Source organism: Nocardioides sp. Z13_37, assembly GCF_058355585.1.
Window position 1 is genome coordinate 1 of record NZ_JBZGDV010000001.1, and the last position, 14,489, is coordinate 14,489.

Below are 14,489 nucleotides of genomic sequence, written 5' to 3' on the forward strand. Positions count from 1 at the left end.
AACCCACGAACATGTGTGAGTGAGGCCCCGGCCCGCAACCAACTCAGGACGAGCCGGTCAATCCATACCGTCTAGGCGTCGTAGGGCTGGCGCAGCGCCTGGAAGGGCCCCACCGCGGGATCGGACGTGTACACGCTGGTCGCCAGCACGGCCTCCGCGGCGTCGGCTGCGGACGAGCCCGACGCGTAGATCTCGCGGGCGATGAGGCCGGCCACGACCGGGGCGGAGAACGACGTGCCGGACCACCGCGCCATGCCGGTGCTGAAGACCCGGACGTCGCCCTTGCTGGGCGTCTCCTCGCACGTGAAGGTGCCGTCGGGGAACGCGTTGACGATGTTGCGTCCCAGGGCGTAGACGTCGGCGGAGACGCCGTAGTTGGAGTAGCTCGAGACGCGACCGTCGTGGTCGAGCGACCCGACGCCGATCGCCCACGGGGCCGCGGCCGGCCAGAACGGGGCGGGCGACGCGTCGTTGCCCGCGGCCGCGACGAGCACGCAGTCGCGCCCCTTGAGCAGCGTCTCGTAGAAGACCTCGAAGGCGAGCGAGGGGAAGTCGTCGTGGGTGCGGCACCCCGCGGAGAGGTTGATGACCTGCGGGTCGCGCGCGAGGGCCTCCTCGAGCTGGTCGACGATCTGGGACTCGAGGATCCCGCCGCCCCCGGCGCCGCCGATGCAGAACCCCTCGACGTAGATGTCGGTGTGGGGCGCGAGGCAGCGGATGACGCCTGCGATGAACGTGCCGTGCCCGGCGTACTCGCGAAGGTTGGGCCCGTTGAGCTCGTCGTCGCCCTCGACGCCCGCCAGCCACGGGGTGCGCGGGTCGGTCGCGGCCGGCGGGTGCCAGCCGGAGTCGACCACCGAGACCCGCACGGGCTTGCGCTTGCGCCTCCGGACCTCGCACTGCCCCGGCCACGGCTTCTTCAGGCCGGTCTCCTCCGGCTCGATCGCCGGGCAGAGGCTGCCGCCGCCCGGCGCGACGTGGACCCAGTGGTCGAGGCTCACGTCACCGGGCGGGAAGTCGCCGATGCGGCGCAGCTCGGTCACCACGTCGGGAAGCGCCAGACCGGCACGGCGGGGAGGGACGCGATAACGGGCGAGGCGGCCCGGGACCGTCTCCTCGGACCGGGTGAGCTCACCCTCGAACAGTTCGTCCTTGGTGGCCTCGACGGCACGCTCGAACGCCTCGACGGCGCTCGTCCGCACCAGCACGTGGTCGGGGTCGAAGAGAAAGGTGAAGTCGGCGGGGGCCTCGGTGTTCCATGCGACGGCGTCACCGTTGGCGTCGTGGAAGTTCACCACTTGGTCGGTCAGCTTGCGACGGGCGTCGTCCTTGATGTTGTGGTCGTGAGCCATGTTCGGACCCTAGACCCAGTCGAGGGGCTCCAGGCCGGTTTGCCGGCAACAGGATCTGCCGCGCGCGACCACGCCGCCGGCCGGATCGTCCACGGGGCGCGGAGTGGGCCCGCCGTACGCCGGACCTCAGTAGGATTTCGGTGGGCCCGCTGGGGTGGGCCGCCGAGAGGGGGCCCGTTGACCGACCGGTCCGCGCGCGTGGACGAGTCGCAGGCCGAGGCCGCCGAGCTCCTGCGCAGCATGTTCGCCGACGTCGGCGCCGCCCAGGCGCGCGCGGAGGCCCTCCTGCGCAGCAGCAGCGACCCGATCACCCAGTCGTACGCGCGCCAGGTCATCGGCATCGCCCGCCGCGAGCAGGGCGACGTGCCGGGCGCCCTGCGGGAGCTGCGCACCTCGATGCGCCTCGCCGACAAGGCGGGCGACCACTCGCGCAAGGCCGATGCCCAGGCCACGCTCGGCGGGACCCTCGCCACGGCCGGGCGGACCCGCGAGGGCCTCGAGCACCTCGACGCCGCCATCGTCGTCCTGCGCGGCAAGGACCGGGCCACGGCGCTCACGCGACGCGGGTGGGTCTACATCACGGTGCAGGGTCGCTTCGACGAGGGCGCCGCCGACATGACGAAGGCCGTCGAGCAGTTCACTGCCGACGGCAACGACGTCTGGCGTGCGCGCGCTCTCAACCTCCTCGGCTACGCGTGCCTGTTCCTCGGCGACCTGGAGGCGGCCGACCGGCACTTCGCCCTCTCCGGCAGCGTCTACGCCGAGCTCGGCCACCTGGCGGACCGCGCCGTGACGGTCCAGAACCGCGGCTACACCGCCTACCTGCGAGGTGACTTCCCTCGTACGTTCGCGCTGCTCAACGAGGCCGCGCCCGTCCTGGTCGCAGCCGACACCGGGGTCGCAGACCTCGTCATCGACCAGTGCACGGCCTACCTCGCCGCAGGGTTGCTGGCCGAGGCCACGGACACCATCGAGACGGCACTCGCCGGCCGGGTCGCGAGGGAGCAGGCCGAGCTCTTCAACGCACGCGCCCAGGTCGCCCTCGCCGCCGGCGACCTCGAGCGAGCCGAGAAGTCAGCCGCCACGGCTGCCCGGGCCCTGGCCCGGCAGGGTCGGGACTGGTTCGCTGCTCGTGCCGAGCTCGTCGCGCTCTCCGCCCGGCACGCCCGCAGCACGCGCAGCTCACCCGCGCTGCGGCGAGACGCCCTCGCCCTGGTCGAGACGTCACGTCGCCTCCGCATCCCCGAGCACGTCCAGGTGCTGCTGCTGGCGGCCACCATCGTCGAGGACCGCCAGCCCGAGGTCGCCGACCGGCTCCTGCGCGAGGCCGAACGCGCGCGACGGCACGACGCCGCCCTGACCCGTGCGCTCGGGTGGCTCGCCACGGCCCGCCGCCAGGCGGCGGCGGGGAGGACGGCGGCCACGTTGCGCGCGTGCGAGTCCGGCCTGTCGGCCATCGCCGAGCACCAGAGCCTGCTCGGCAGCGACGAGCTGCGCGCGCTGGCCTCGGCCCGCGGTCAGGACCTCGCGACGCTGGCGCTCCGCTCGGCGCTGGCTGCCGGCCGGCCGCGGCAGGTGCTGCACTGGACCGAGCGGTGGCGGGCGACCGTCGTGGACGCGCCGACGGTCGCGCACCGCGACGACGACACCGCGCGCGACCTCGCCGCCCTCCGGTCCCAGACCCAGCAGGCAAACTCCGCCCGCGACGCGGGCCAGCCCACCGAGCACCTCGACCGCCACATCGCCGCGCTCGAGCACCGCATCCGCGAGCGGCACCTGCTCCGCAGCGGGCAAGCGTCGGGCGGCGCCGACCGGACCGGCGCGGACGGGACGCGGGGCGAGGTCTCCGAGCTGCTCGACGCCCTGGCCGTCCTCGACACGACGCTCGTGGAGCTGCTCACGCTCGACGGGGACCTCCACGCGGTCGTCGCGCACCGCGGACGGGTCCGTCTCGTGCACGTCGGCAGCCTCGACAAGGCCGTGCAGGCGCAGGAGTACGCCCGGTTCCTGCTCACCCGGGCCGGGCGCGGGCAGTCGGTCGCGCTCGCCCAGGCCGGTGCCCGCCTCCAGGCCGCGCTCCTCGGTGACGAGGCGGTGCCCGGATCTGGACCGGTGCTGGTGTCGGCCCCCAACCAGCTCCAGCGACTCCCGTGGGCGCTGCTGCCGGCGCTGACCGACCGGGCCGTGGCGAGCACACCCTCCGCGCGGCTGTGGCTGCGCGCGTCGCGCCTGCGCCCGGCCAGCGACCGGCGCGGCTTCATCGTCGGCCCGGGGCTGGCCTCCGGGGGCGCCGAGGTCGAGACCCTCCGCCGCCACGACCCGGACGCCGTCCACCTGGCCGGCGACACCGCCACCGTCCAGGCCTGCCTCGCCGGCATCGACGGCGCCGCGCTCGTCCACATCGCCGCGCACGGCAGCTTCCGCAAGGACAACCCGCTGTTCTCCTCCATCGAGCTCGCCGACGGTCCGCTGATGGTCCACGACCTCGAGCGGCTCACCCGCCCGCCGCACCGGGTCGTGCTCTCGGCGTGCGAGACCGGCGACATGCAGCCCGTCGGCGCCGACGAGCTGCTCGGCCTCAGCGTCAGCCTGCTCGCGATGGGCAGCGCCGGCGTCGTCTCGAGCCTGGTCAAGGTCCACGACCACGCGACCGCCGAGGTGATGACGCACGTCCACGCGGCGTTGCGAGACGGCGAGAGCGGCGCGTCGGCGATGCTCCGCGCCCGTCGCGCCGTGGCGGACGACCACCTGCTGTACGCGACGGCCGTCAGCTTCACGGCCCTGGGGACCTGAGCCCGTTCGGCTGGGCGGAGCATGGTCCGTGCCTGCCGGACCGGTGATGGTGGGTGGAGCTGAGGGGATTCGAACCCCTGACCTTCTCATTGCGAACGAGACGCGCTACCAACTGCGCCACAGCCCCATGCGCCTCACGGCGCGTCGCCAAGATACACGAGCGGTTCGGGGCCCACCCAATCGGCCCGGCGGGACGTCATGAGGACGCCCGGTCCGGACCGGGGATTGCCATGACGTCCGGGTGGGGAGGGGTCAGGCGCCGCTGGCGCGGCGCGCCTCGCCGGCCTCGCGGGCCGACTTCTCGGACTGCTCGGCGGAGCGGGCGAGGGCGGAGTCGCCGTCGTGGTGGCCGCTGGACCACACCCCGGTGGAGTCGAGGTCGATCGTGGAGACGGTGCGCCGCTGCGCGGACTGCTTGCCGACGTAGGTCGGCAGCGTGGTGGGCACCATGTCCCAGCCGCCGACGACCGGGATGTCACCGGTGAGCACGGCCGGGGCGTCGGCCGCGGCCGGGGTGTCCCCCGCCTCGACGGGCTGGGCGGGCTGGACGGTCTCGACGGTCACGTCGGGCGTACGTGTCGGGGGCGACGTCACGGAGATCTCGCCGGTGGCGTCGAGCTCCTCCTCGACGGCCGGCGGCACGCCGACCTCGATGGCGGAGCGGGCGGCGCGCTGGCGCCGCTCGGCGCGGACCGAGACCCGGCAGGCGACCAGCCACGCGACGAGGACGGCGACGGGGACCGCGAGCCACGGCCAGGCGACGACGCGGGTGGCGGCCAGCACGGCGACGACGAGGTTGGCGAGCAGGACGAGGGCCAGCACGGTGCGACGGCGCTTGGCGGCGCGGCGCGCGGACGCCCGCTCCGCGGCCGGCGACGGCCGTCGCGAGGGCGTACGACCGGGAACGCCAGAGGCGGGCCCGGAGGGCGTGGACGTGGCGGTGACCTCGCGCGTCACCTCCGTGGTGACCGACGCCGACACGACCGCGGAGCCGGCGTCGGGGAGGGCCTGGGCGCGGGCCTTGGTCTCGACCGGCGGCCGCAGACCGGTGCGGATCGGCGAGACGACCAGGCGGGCGTTGCGGCGGTCGACGGGCTCGCGGCGGGCCAGGACGCGCATGGTGTGGGAGAACTTCTCGACCGAGCGGCTGCGCACCACCTCGTCGTGGTGCTTGAGGGCCTTGGGGATCAGGTAGACGGCCCACGCCACGGCAAGGGCGACGAAGATGAGAGCGCTCAGGTCCACGGTCGAAGCGTATGAGCGTGGAGCGTGACCGGGACGGATGTCAAGTGGTGTGTCGCAGAACTACTGGTGTGACTGGTGTGTTTCGAGCCGGACGAGCACGCCCTCCGGCGCCTCCTCGGCGGTGACGGCGAAGATCCGGTGGTCGCGCCAGGCGCCGTCGATGTGGAGGAAGTGCGGGGCGTAGCCCACCTGGTGCAGCCCCAGCTTCTCCACCACCCGCAGCGAGTTGGTGTTCTCGGGGCGGACGCAGATCTCCAGCCGGTGCAGGCCGACGGGACCGAGGCAGTGGTCGATCACCATGCCGACCGCGCGGGGCGCCACCCCGCGACCGGCGACGTCGGCGGAGACCCAGTAGCCGATGGACCCCCACTGCGCCGAGCCGCGCGCGACGTTGCTCACCGTCACCTGGCCGGAGAAACGGCCCTCGACCTCGATCACGAACGGCAGGCAATGCCCCTGGCGCGCCTGCTGGACGAGGGAGCGGGTGACCACCTTGTACGACGAGGGACGCGGCGCGGAGCCCGGCGGGACGGTCGCGTCCCACGGCCGCAGCCAGTCGTGGTTGCGGGCACGCACGGCCTGCCAGTCGTCGGCGTCGCTCCGGCGCAGCGAGCGGACGACGACCCCCTCCGACTCGAGGCGGGCGGGCCAGCCGGGGGCGCTCAGTGGTCGCTCCCGACGACCTGCTCGACGGCGTGGCGCACGACGGGCTCGAGCACGCCGAGGCCGTCCTTCACGCCCCCGCGCGAGCCCGGGAGGTTGATGACGAGGCACTGCCCCGCGATGCCGGCCCGGCCGCGGGACAGCATGGCGGTCGGCACGCCCTTGGCCACCCCGGCGGCACGGATCGCCTCGGCGATGCCGGGCACCTCGCGGTCGAGCAGCGGCGCCGTGGCCTCGGGGGTGCGGTCGGTGGGGGTGAGCCCGGTGCCGCCGGTCGTGAGGACCAGGCGAGCGCCGGCCGCGACCGCCGCGGCGATCGCCTCGCGGACCGGGTCGCCGTCGGGCACGACGGCCGGCTCACCGCACTCGAAGCCCTGCTCGCGCAGCCACACGACGATCACCGGCCCCGTCTCGTCGGCGTAGGTGCCCGCCGCGGCGCGGTTGGACGCCACGACCACCGCCGCCGGGAGGCTCACCCCTGCCACGGCGTCACCGGGTCCACGAGCCCGACCGGCCACCGGTCTTGGTCTCGACACGGATGTCGGTGATCGTCGCGGCCTTGTCGACGGCCTTGACCATGTCGACGACGGTGAGGGCGGCCACCGACACGGCGGTGAGCGCCTCCATCTCCACGCCGGTGCGGTCGGTGGTGCGCACCGTCGCGGTGATCTCGACCGCGTCGTCGGCCACCTCGAGGTCGACGGTGACGCCGGAGATCGCGAGCGGGTGGCACAGCGGGACCAGCGCGGGGGTCTGCTTGGCGCCCATGATCCCGGCGATCCGCGCGACGGCCAGCGCGTCGCCCTTGGGCACGCCCTCGCCGCGGAGCAGCTCGACCACGGCCGGGCTGACCAGGACGCGGCCGCTGGCCGACGCCGTACGCGTCGTGACCGGCTTGTCGCCGACGTCGACCATGCGGGCGGCGCCGTGCTCGTCGACGTGGGTCAGCCGCTGGTCGTCCATCAGAACTCCTCGTCGAGGCGGCGGATGGCGACCATCTCGCCGGCCGGGATCGACGTCGTCGCGGCCGGCACCTCGATGAGGCAGTTGGCGGCCGCGAGGTCGCCGATCAGGTGCGAGCCGTGGCCGCCGACGGGGGACACGAACGTGCCGCCGCGGTCGGTCTCGTAGAGCCCGCGCACCAGCTGCACCTTGCCCTCCGGGGAGGACAGCCCGTGGGTCAGGCGCGCCCGGCCGGCGGGGCGGACGTAGGGCAGCTTGCCCATCATCCGGCGGATCGCCGGCAGCACGAACATCTCGAAGGAGACGTAGGAGGAGACCGGGTTGCCGGGCAGGGTGAAGACCGGGGTGTCGTCCTCGCCGACGGTGCCGAAGCCCTGCGGCTTGCCGGGCTGCATGCCGACGCCGCCGAACCACATCGAGCCGTGGTGCGACAGCGACTCCTTGACGACGTCGAAGTCGCCCTCGCTCACGCCGCCGCTGGTGACGACGAGGTCGGCGCGCACGAGCTGGTCGCTCAGCGCCTCGGTGAAGGCGTGTGCCTCGTCGGGGACGATCCCGACCCGGTAGGCGATGGCACCGGCGGCGCGGGCCGCCGCGGCGAGGAGGTAGGAGTTGCCGTCGTAGATCGAGTCACGGCCCAGCGGGGTGCCGGGGTCGCGCAGCTCGGAGCCGGTCGAGATCACGACCACGCGCGGACGCGGACGCGTACGCACCGTGGCACGACCGACGGCGGCGAGCATGCCGAGGTGGCGCGGCCCCAGGACCGTGCCCTCCTCGAGCAGCATGTCGCCCTCGGCGATGTCGTCGCCGGTCGGGCGGATGTGCTGGCCGGGGGCCGCCGCGCGGGTGATCCGCACGGACGCGACGCCGCGGTCGGTCCACTCGTAGGGCACCACCGTCGTCGCGCCGGCCGGCACCGGCGCGCCGGTCATGATCTTCACCGCCGAGCCCGGCGAGATCGCCATGATCGAGGACCGCCCGGCGCCGATCTCGCCGACGACGGGGAGGGTGACCGGGGTGTCCTCGCTCGCACCGGCGACGTCCTCGGCGACCACGGCGTAGCCGTCCATCGAGGAGTTGTCGAAGCTCGGCAGCGAGATCGGGGCGACCACGTCCTCGGCGAGCGCCAGGCCGAGGGCCTCCATCAGCGGCTGCGGGAAGGCAGGCAGCGGGGAGACCGTGGCCAGGATGCGCTCGACGTAGTCGGCGACCGGCAGCAGGTCAGCCATCGCTGGCCCGGTCGTCGGACCCGTCGTCGGCCTGCTGCTCGCCGAGCACCGCGCCGGCCTCGACCCGCTGGGCGGCGGGCGCCGTGAGGGACACGTCGCCGACGACGCGGACGCCGGGGCCGAAGGTCCAGTCGCCCTCGACCGTGAACGACTCCGCCTCGCGCAGCGACGGCGCGCCCTCGGGGAAGCGCTTGTCGAAGTCACGCACGAGCTTGTAGAAGCCGCCGTCGAGCGAGACGAACGGCACCTCGTCGCCGGCCTGGTCGAGCACGAAGTCGCGGCGCAGGTCGTAGACGTCGGAGCGCAGGACCAGCAGGTCGTCGGTCGTCTTCACCGGCACGAAGCGATCGCGGCCCACCTCGATGGTGCGTGCCCCCTCGAACACCTCGATCGCGGCGCCCATCGCGGTCTCGATCTGGATGACCTCCGGCGTGGAGGGGTCGGCCGGGTCGAGGTGCTTGACGTTCTTGATCAGGGGCAGGCCGAGGATGCCGCCGCGCGCGTCGAGCGCCTCCACCATCGCCTGCAGGTCGAACCACAGGTTGTTGGTGGAGCAGTACTTGTGGCGGCTCAGGTCGGCCAGCGCCTCCCTGTCGGCGTCGAGCGTCTGGGCCGACTCGCGCAGCACGATGCGGCCGTCGGACTTGCGGCGCGCGAAGTGGCCGCCCTTGCGGTCCGACGGCGTACGCCGCACCGCCTCGATCGCGAACGGCGCGCCGCTGTGGGCGAACCAGCCCGCGACCCGGGCGTCGGGCACCGCGCCGAGGTTGTCTGAGTTGGAGACGAAGACGTGGCGGTAGCCGGCGTCGAGCAGCTGGGCCAGCAGCCCGGTGCCGCGCAGGGCGGTGTAGATGTCGCCGTGCCCGGGCGGGCACCACTCGAGGTCGGGCGCCTTGGGGTAGGCCGCGGGCATCAGGTCGGCGGCGAGCAGCTTGGGCTCCTTGTTCTGCAGGAACTCCAGCGGCAGGCCCTCGACCGGCAGGTCCTCGTAGCGCGCCAGCGCCGCCATCGTGTCGGCGGAGGTGCGGAACGAGTTCATGAACATCAGCGGCAGGGCGGCGTCGTGCTCCTTGCGGAGGTGCAGCACCTGCCGGGCGATGATGTCGAGGAAGCTCAGGCCGCGGCGCACGCACAGCAGCGACTTGGCGCGGTCCATGCCCATCGACGTGCCGAGCCCGCCGTTGAGCTTGATGACCGCCGTCCTGCGGATGGCCTCGGCGCCGGCGTCCTCGGGGACCTCGACGTCGTCCAGCGACTCCATGTCGAGGGGCTCGATCGAGTCCTCGGAGATCATCCCGGTCTCGCCGTGCTCGAGGAGCCGGTAGTAGTGCGCGAACGTGTCGATCGCGACCTCGTCGACACCGGCGCTGCGCATCTTCTCGCGCGCGAGCTGGAGGCCCTGCGCACTGCCCTTGCTTGCCATGGATCGATCGTAGGCTGCGGGGCGTGGAAGCAGGACACTCGGCGGCCAAGACCGCCCTTCGCGACCAGGTGCTGGCGGCCCGGAGACGTCGTCCGCTCGAGGCCGGTGCCGCGTTCGCGGCCTCCGTCGCGGAGGTCGCGCGGACGTGGGAGCCGGTCCGGCACGCGGGCACCGTCTCGGCGTACGTCTCGGTGGGCAGCGAGCCCGGCACCGGGCACCTGCTCGACGCGCTCCTGGCCGCCGGCACCCGGGTGCTGCTGCCGGTGCTGCGGCCCGACAACGACCTCGACTGGGCCGTCCACACCGGACCGGACAGCCTCGTCAAGGCCGCCCGCGGCCTCTACGAGCCGGCCGGCGCCCGGCTCGGCGTCGACGCCGTGCGCACCGCCGACGTCGTGATCGTGCCCGGGCTCGCCGTGTCCGCGACCGGCGACCGCCTCGGGCGCGGCGGCGGCTCCTACGACCGCGCGCTCGCCCGGGTGCCGGAGGGCACGCCCGTCGCGGTGCTGCTCTACGACGACGAGGTGGGGCTCGCGGTCCCGACCGACGCCCACGACGTCCCGGTGGGCTTCGCGCTGACGTCGAGCGGGGTCGTCCGACTCAGCCGGTGAGCGGGCGTCAGTCGGCGGGCGTCAGTCGGCGGTGGGCACCAGCGTCAGCCGGTCCTGGGTCGCCGCCTCGACGGCCTCGCGGCTCCACGCCCACGGCAGCGTCTCGCCGTCGACGTAGAGCTCGGTCTGGTCGGTGTAGTGCGACGACATCGGGTGCCCCGAGACGCCGGTGAGGTTGATCCACCGGGAGTCGTCCCAGTCGGCGAGCGAGACGACCATGCGCATCGACGGCGCGGCCGTGACCTCGAAGCCGTTGACGGCGTTCCACGACGTGGCGTCGACGAGGGAGGACCCGCCGCCGACCTCCCAGCCGTCGCGGTTGAAGAAGCGCTCGACCGGCGCGACGCCGGAGTCGCCCAGGGTGGCGTTGCGGAGGTTCATCCGGTGCAGGCGGCCCCACTCCCACAGCCGGGGGTCACGCGACTGGCGCCTGGTCATCTCGTCACGCGCCTCGATGAGCGCCGTTCGCAGGATGTCGTCACGCGTCTCGACGCGGTCGTCGGTGCGCGCGTCGTCCCACCACGGCCCCGCGGGGTCGGCGAGCATGTCGCCCACCACGCGGAACCAGCGGTCGCCGCCGTCGGGCCAGGTGCGTTGGCGCAGGTCGTCGTGGAAGGTCAGCTCGAGGATCGTGCGCCACACGACGTTGAAGTACGCGGCCGGAGCGCTGTCGGCCGGTGACGTGAAGTCCCAGTCGCGCAGCAGGTTCTGCGCGTTGCGGTAGTAGGGAGAGGGCAGCCGCTCCACGTCCAGGAGGTAGGGCACGAGCGTCTCGGCCATCGGGTTGACCGAGTCGAGCTGCAGGTCGTCCATCTCCGCGACGGAGAGCTCGCCCTCCGACTCGAGCACCTCGCGGATCCGCGTCGAGCGGTAGCCGTAGTCCCAGTCCTTCGTCAGCAGGTAGGGGTAGCGCTCGTCGATGACGGCCTGGTTGGCCGTGACGATGTAGCCCTCCTCGGGGTCGAGCACGCTGGGCAGGCCGTCGAAGGGGATGTAGTCGCCGGTCCAGTCGTTGGCGCTGACCCACCCCTCCACCGGCATGGTGCCGTCGTTGCCGCCGCGCCGGATCGGGATGCGCCCCGGGGCCTGGTAGCCGATGTGGCCCTCGCGGTCGGCGTAGACGAGGTTCTGCGCGGGGACCGCGAAGTCGGCGGCGGCCGCGCGGAACTCGTCCCAGTCGGAGGCGCGGTTGAGGGCGAGGATCGCGTCGGCGGTGGGGGCGGGATCGAGGGCGGTCCACGCCAGCGCGACGGCGTAGCCGCTCCCCCGGTCACCCGGCTCGTCGGTCGGCGCGTTGGCGCCCACCGTCGCGAACTCCGAGGACACGTCGCTGATCAGCGGGCCGTGCACCGTCTCGCGCACCCGCAGCTCGATGTCGTCCTCACCGCGCACCCCGATGGTCTCGGTGTGCACCTGCAGCGGCACGGTGGCGCCGTCGCGGACGTAGCGGTCGTCGCCCTCGGTCTGCTCCAGGAACAGGTCGGTGACGTCGGGGCCGAGGTTGGTGAAGCCCCACGCGATGTCGGCGTTGTGGCCGATGATGACGCCCGGCACGCCGGAGAAGGTGAAGCCCGAGGTGTCGAGCGTGCAGTCGGCGGCCTCCTCGCGGCAGTGCAGGCCCATCTGCATCCAGATGCCGGGCTGGCTGATGCCCAGGTGGGGGTCGTTGGCCAGGATCGGCATACCGGTGGCGCTGTGCTCGCCGTCGACCACCCACGAGTTGCTGCCGACGCCGCGTCCCTTGCCCATCAGCTCGGGCATCGCGTCGAGCCGGTCGCGGACCCGCTCGAGCGCGTCGACGACGGCCGGGGGGTAGGCCGGACGGCGCGGGTTGCGGGTCGCGTTGCCCGACGCGTTCTGCTCGAAGACCCCGTCGACGACGCCGCCGCCGCGGACGATCGGGGGGTGCTCGTCGAAGGCGTAGTCGGGCCAGAGAGCGGCGACCTCCTCCGCGGTGTGGTCGAGGGAGAGCAGCACCCGGTCGACCTCGGCGTCCATGTTGCCGCGCAGGTCCCACGCCATCGCCTTGAGCCAGGCGAGCGAGTCGATCGGGTCCCACTCGGCGGGCTTGTAGTCGAGGCCGGTCAGGCCGAGCACGCTGTACTCCGCCGCGAGCTGCGAGGGCCGGCGGTCGCCGATGTAGGCGTTGACGCCGGCGGCGTAGGAGGTGAGCGCGTCGCGGGTGGCCGGCTCGAGCAGGGCCCACTCCCGCTCGGCGACCCGGCGCCAGCCCATCGTGCGGATGAACTTGTCGGTCTCGAGGGTGTCGGGGCCGAAGATCTCCGAGAGCCGGCCGGCGGTCACGTGGCGGCGGAAGTCCATCTCGAAGAAGCGCTCCTGGGCGTGCACGAAGCCCTGGGCGAACATCAGGTCGGCGTCGGTGTCGGCGTAGACCTGCGCGATGCCCTGCTCGTCGCGCAGCACCTGGACGGAGGCCGACAATCCGGGCACCTCGATCTCGCCGTCGGTCTGCGGCAGCGGGCGGCGTACGACGACGACCGTCACGGCCGCGAGCGCGACGAGCACCACGACCAGGCCCAGCGCCGTCCACGCCGTCCAGCGCACCGCCCTCGGGGCGCGGCGGAATGCCTGCCAGCGGGAGCGCCGGGCGGGCTCGGTGGCCGGCTCGGTGGCGGCCGTCGGGTCGGTGGGGGGTGCAGGCTCGCTCATGTCCGAGCCATTGTGCCGTACCATTGGCAGTCGAAGGGCCCGAGTGCCAGCGCGTCGCGCCGGCCCGGCCGATCACCGCACCACCGTCGCTCCACCCCGTCGCTGTCAGAGGACCCACACATGCCGACCTACCAGTACGCCTGCACCGAGTGCGGCCACTCCTTCGAGCAGTTCCAGAGCTTCAGCGAGGACGCGCTGACCGTCTGCCCCGAGTGCCAGGGCCGGCTGCGCAAGCTCTACAACGCCGTGGGCGTGGTGTTCAAGGGCTCCGGCTTCTACCGCACCGACAGCCGTTCCGACGCCTCGTCGACCCCCGCGGCGTCCTCGTCGAGCTCGTCCGGCTCCTCCGACTCCTCGTCCTCGAAGACCGCCTCCACGACGACCTCCACGTCCTTAACGTCGTCCTCGTCGTCCTCGTCTTCCACGTCGTCCGCCGACTGACCCCTGTGGAGAGGCCCGGCGCGAGCCGGGCGTTCCGGCCTAGCGTCGGGGCATGTTCCCGGGACTCCCGCCGGCACGTCGCCGGCTGCGCGCCGTACGCCACCAGCTGCGGCGCCGCCGTCGGCTGATCGCCGCGACGCTCGCGGCCCTCGCCGCCCTCGCGGCGCTGCGCACGTGGGCGCCGCCGCCGCCCGAGACCGTCGAGGTGCTCGTCGCCGCGCGCGACCTCCCGTCGGGCACCCGGCTGGGCGCCGACGACCTCGCCGTGCGTGCCTATCCCGTCGGCCTGGCCCCGGCCGGTGCGGCCACCGTCGCGGCCGGGCGGGTGCTGGCGGCGCCCATCGGCCGCGGCGAGGTGGTGACCGACGTACGCCTCGTCGGTCCCGGCCTGGCGCTGGCGCAGCCGGGGCAGACGATCGTGCCGGTGCGCCTGCCCGACGCCGGCATGGCCGCGCTGCTGCGCGCCGGCGACGAGGTCGACCTGCTGGCGACCGACCCTGGCACCGGCGAGGCGGCCCTGGTCGCCGGCGACGTCACGGTCCTCGCGACGCCGAGGGGCCTGCCCGACGGCCCGGCGGGAGGCTCGGGCGGCGCGCTGGTCGTGGTCGGCGCCAGCGCCGAGGAGGCCGTGCGGATCGCGGGCGCCGCGCTGACGCAGTTCCTGAGCGTGTCGTGGGACCGTTAGCGTGGGTTGATCGACTCGCCATCGGCTCCACCCCGGGGCCTGAGCAGAGGAGCACCAGCATGAGCGGCTTCAAGGCATTCATCCTCAAGGGCAACCTGATCGAGATCGCCACCGGCCTGATCATGGCGCTCGCCTTCGCGGCGGTGGTCACGACCTTCACCGAGTGGCTCACTGGCCTGCTGCCCAACACCGACGACTTCTTCAACAACGAGACCGGCAGCTTCGGCGCGTTCCTCAACGCCCTCATCGCGTTCCTGATCATGGGCGCGGTCGTCTACTTCTTCGTCGTGCTGCCCTACACCAAGGCCCGCGAGCGCTTCTTCCCCACCGAGGAGGCCGGGGCCGCGCCCGACGTCGCCCTGCTGGAGGAGATCCGCGACCTGCTCCGCGCCCGCGGCGGCGCGGTCTGACCCA

13 protein-coding genes and 1 tRNA gene are annotated in these 14,489 nt (G+C 73.6%); 5 read left to right on the top strand and 9 right to left on the bottom strand.

From position 1 onward, the window contains the following. Nucleotides 1-71: 71 nt before the first annotated feature. The gene (locus AC4H2S_RS00005) at nt 72-1,352 is read right to left on the bottom strand and encodes a S8 family peptidase (protein ID WP_491494905.1); all 1,281 of its coding nucleotides are present in this window, start codon (nt 1,350-1,352) and stop codon (nt 72-74) included. A gap of 177 nt (nt 1,353-1,529) precedes the next feature. Between AC4H2S_RS00005 and AC4H2S_RS00010 the strand changes: the two genes are divergently transcribed. Next, a complete protein-coding gene (locus tag AC4H2S_RS00010) occupies nt 1,530-4,145 on the top strand; it encodes a CHAT domain-containing protein (RefSeq protein WP_491494906.1) in 2,616 nt (871 codons plus the stop codon). 54 nt (nt 4,146-4,199) lie between these two features. Here the strand turns inward: AC4H2S_RS00010 and AC4H2S_RS00015 are convergent. The 7 genes from AC4H2S_RS00015 to AC4H2S_RS00045 form a co-directional block, all read right to left on the bottom strand. After that, nucleotides 4,200-4,272: transfer RNA gene (locus AC4H2S_RS00015), tRNA-Ala, on the bottom strand. A 125-nt stretch (nt 4,273-4,397) separates the two neighbouring features. Next, complete coding sequence (sepX, locus tag AC4H2S_RS00020; protein WP_491494907.1) at nt 4,398-5,390, bottom strand: divisome protein SepX/GlpR; 993 nt, start codon at nt 5,388-5,390, stop codon at nt 4,398-4,400. Nucleotides 5,391-5,450: 60 nt separating this feature from the next. After that, nucleotides 5,451-6,056 (bottom strand): GNAT family N-acetyltransferase, encoded by a 606-nt coding sequence (locus AC4H2S_RS00025; protein WP_491495830.1) that lies wholly within the window; start codon nt 6,054-6,056, stop codon nt 5,451-5,453. Next, on the bottom strand, nt 6,053-6,529 hold the full coding sequence (locus AC4H2S_RS00030; protein ID WP_491495831.1) for a MogA/MoaB family molybdenum cofactor biosynthesis protein: 477 nt from the start codon (nt 6,527-6,529) through the stop codon (nt 6,053-6,055). The genes AC4H2S_RS00025 and AC4H2S_RS00030 overlap by 4 nt, the downstream gene beginning before the upstream one ends. 13 nt (nt 6,530-6,542) lie before the next feature. Next, complete coding sequence (gene moaC, locus AC4H2S_RS00035; protein WP_491494908.1) at nt 6,543-7,016, bottom strand: cyclic pyranopterin monophosphate synthase MoaC; 474 nt, start codon at nt 7,014-7,016, stop codon at nt 6,543-6,545. Continuing rightward, entirely contained in the window at nt 7,016-8,245 is a 1,230-nt protein-coding gene (glp, locus tag AC4H2S_RS00040; protein WP_491494909.1) for a molybdotransferase-like divisome protein Glp, read from the bottom strand. Before glp ends, moaC begins: the two co-directional genes overlap by 1 nt. Continuing rightward, nucleotides 8,238-9,668: a UTP--glucose-1-phosphate uridylyltransferase gene (locus tag AC4H2S_RS00045; RefSeq protein WP_491494910.1), complete on the bottom strand. Its 1,431-nt coding sequence runs from the start codon at nt 9,666-9,668 to the stop codon at nt 8,238-8,240. Before AC4H2S_RS00045 ends, glp begins: the two co-directional genes overlap by 8 nt. A 23-nt stretch (nt 9,669-9,691) precedes the next feature. Here AC4H2S_RS00045 and AC4H2S_RS00050 point away from each other — a divergent pair, with 23 nt between their 5' ends. Continuing rightward, nucleotides 9,692-10,279 (top strand): 5-formyltetrahydrofolate cyclo-ligase, encoded by a 588-nt coding sequence (locus AC4H2S_RS00050; protein ID WP_491494911.1) that lies wholly within the window; start codon nt 9,692-9,694, stop codon nt 10,277-10,279. Nucleotides 10,280-10,300: 21 nt separating this feature from the next. Here the strand turns inward: AC4H2S_RS00050 and AC4H2S_RS00055 are convergent, their stop codons facing one another. Next, nucleotides 10,301-12,949 carry a penicillin acylase family protein gene (locus tag AC4H2S_RS00055; RefSeq protein WP_491494912.1) on the bottom strand — a complete coding sequence of 883 codons (2,649 nt, stop codon included), beginning with the start codon at nt 12,947-12,949 and terminating at the stop codon, nt 10,301-10,303. Nucleotides 12,950-13,069: 120 nt separating this feature from the next. Here AC4H2S_RS00055 and AC4H2S_RS00060 point away from each other — a divergent pair, with 120 nt between their 5' ends. The 3 genes from AC4H2S_RS00060 to AC4H2S_RS00070 are packed head-to-tail and all read left to right on the top strand — an operon-like array spanning nt 13,070 to nt 14,485. After that, nucleotides 13,070-13,390 carry an FmdB family zinc ribbon protein gene (locus AC4H2S_RS00060; RefSeq protein ID WP_491494913.1) on the top strand — a complete coding sequence of 107 codons (321 nt, stop codon included), beginning with the start codon at nt 13,070-13,072 and terminating at the stop codon, nt 13,388-13,390. A gap of 52 nt (nt 13,391-13,442) precedes the next feature. Continuing rightward, complete coding sequence (locus AC4H2S_RS00065; RefSeq protein ID WP_491494914.1) at nt 13,443-14,075, top strand: SAF domain-containing protein; 633 nt, start codon at nt 13,443-13,445, stop codon at nt 14,073-14,075. 59 nt (nt 14,076-14,134) lie between these two features. Further along, nucleotides 14,135-14,485, top strand: a complete 351-nt coding sequence (locus AC4H2S_RS00070) for an MscL family protein (protein ID WP_491494915.1) — start codon at nt 14,135-14,137, stop codon at nt 14,483-14,485. Nucleotides 14,486-14,489 lie beyond the last annotated feature (4 nt).

What these genes read in the sequence shown, in the direction of transcription:
- AC4H2S_RS00005 (WP_491494905.1), bottom strand. Translation starts at nt 1,352, where the DNA reads ATGGCTCACGACCACAACATCAAGGACGACGCCCGTCGCAAGCTGACC.
- moaC (WP_491494908.1), bottom strand. Translation starts at nt 7,016, where the DNA reads ATGGACGACCAGCGGCTGACCCACGTCGACGAGCACGGCGCCGCCCGC.
- glp (WP_491494909.1), bottom strand. Translation starts at nt 8,245, where the DNA reads ATGGCTGACCTGCTGCCGGTCGCCGACTACGTCGAGCGCATCCTGGCC.
- AC4H2S_RS00045 (WP_491494910.1), bottom strand. Translation starts at nt 9,668, where the DNA reads ATGGCAAGCAAGGGCAGTGCGCAGGGCCTCCAGCTCGCGCGCGAGAAG.
- AC4H2S_RS00055 (WP_491494912.1), bottom strand. Translation starts at nt 12,949, where the DNA reads ATGAGCGAGCCTGCACCCCCCACCGACCCGACGGCCGCCACCGAGCCG.
- AC4H2S_RS00060 (WP_491494913.1), top strand. Translation starts at nt 13,070, where the DNA reads ATGCCGACCTACCAGTACGCCTGCACCGAGTGCGGCCACTCCTTCGAG.
- AC4H2S_RS00065 (WP_491494914.1), top strand. Translation starts at nt 13,443, where the DNA reads ATGTTCCCGGGACTCCCGCCGGCACGTCGCCGGCTGCGCGCCGTACGC.
- AC4H2S_RS00070 (WP_491494915.1), top strand. Translation starts at nt 14,135, where the DNA reads ATGAGCGGCTTCAAGGCATTCATCCTCAAGGGCAACCTGATCGAGATC.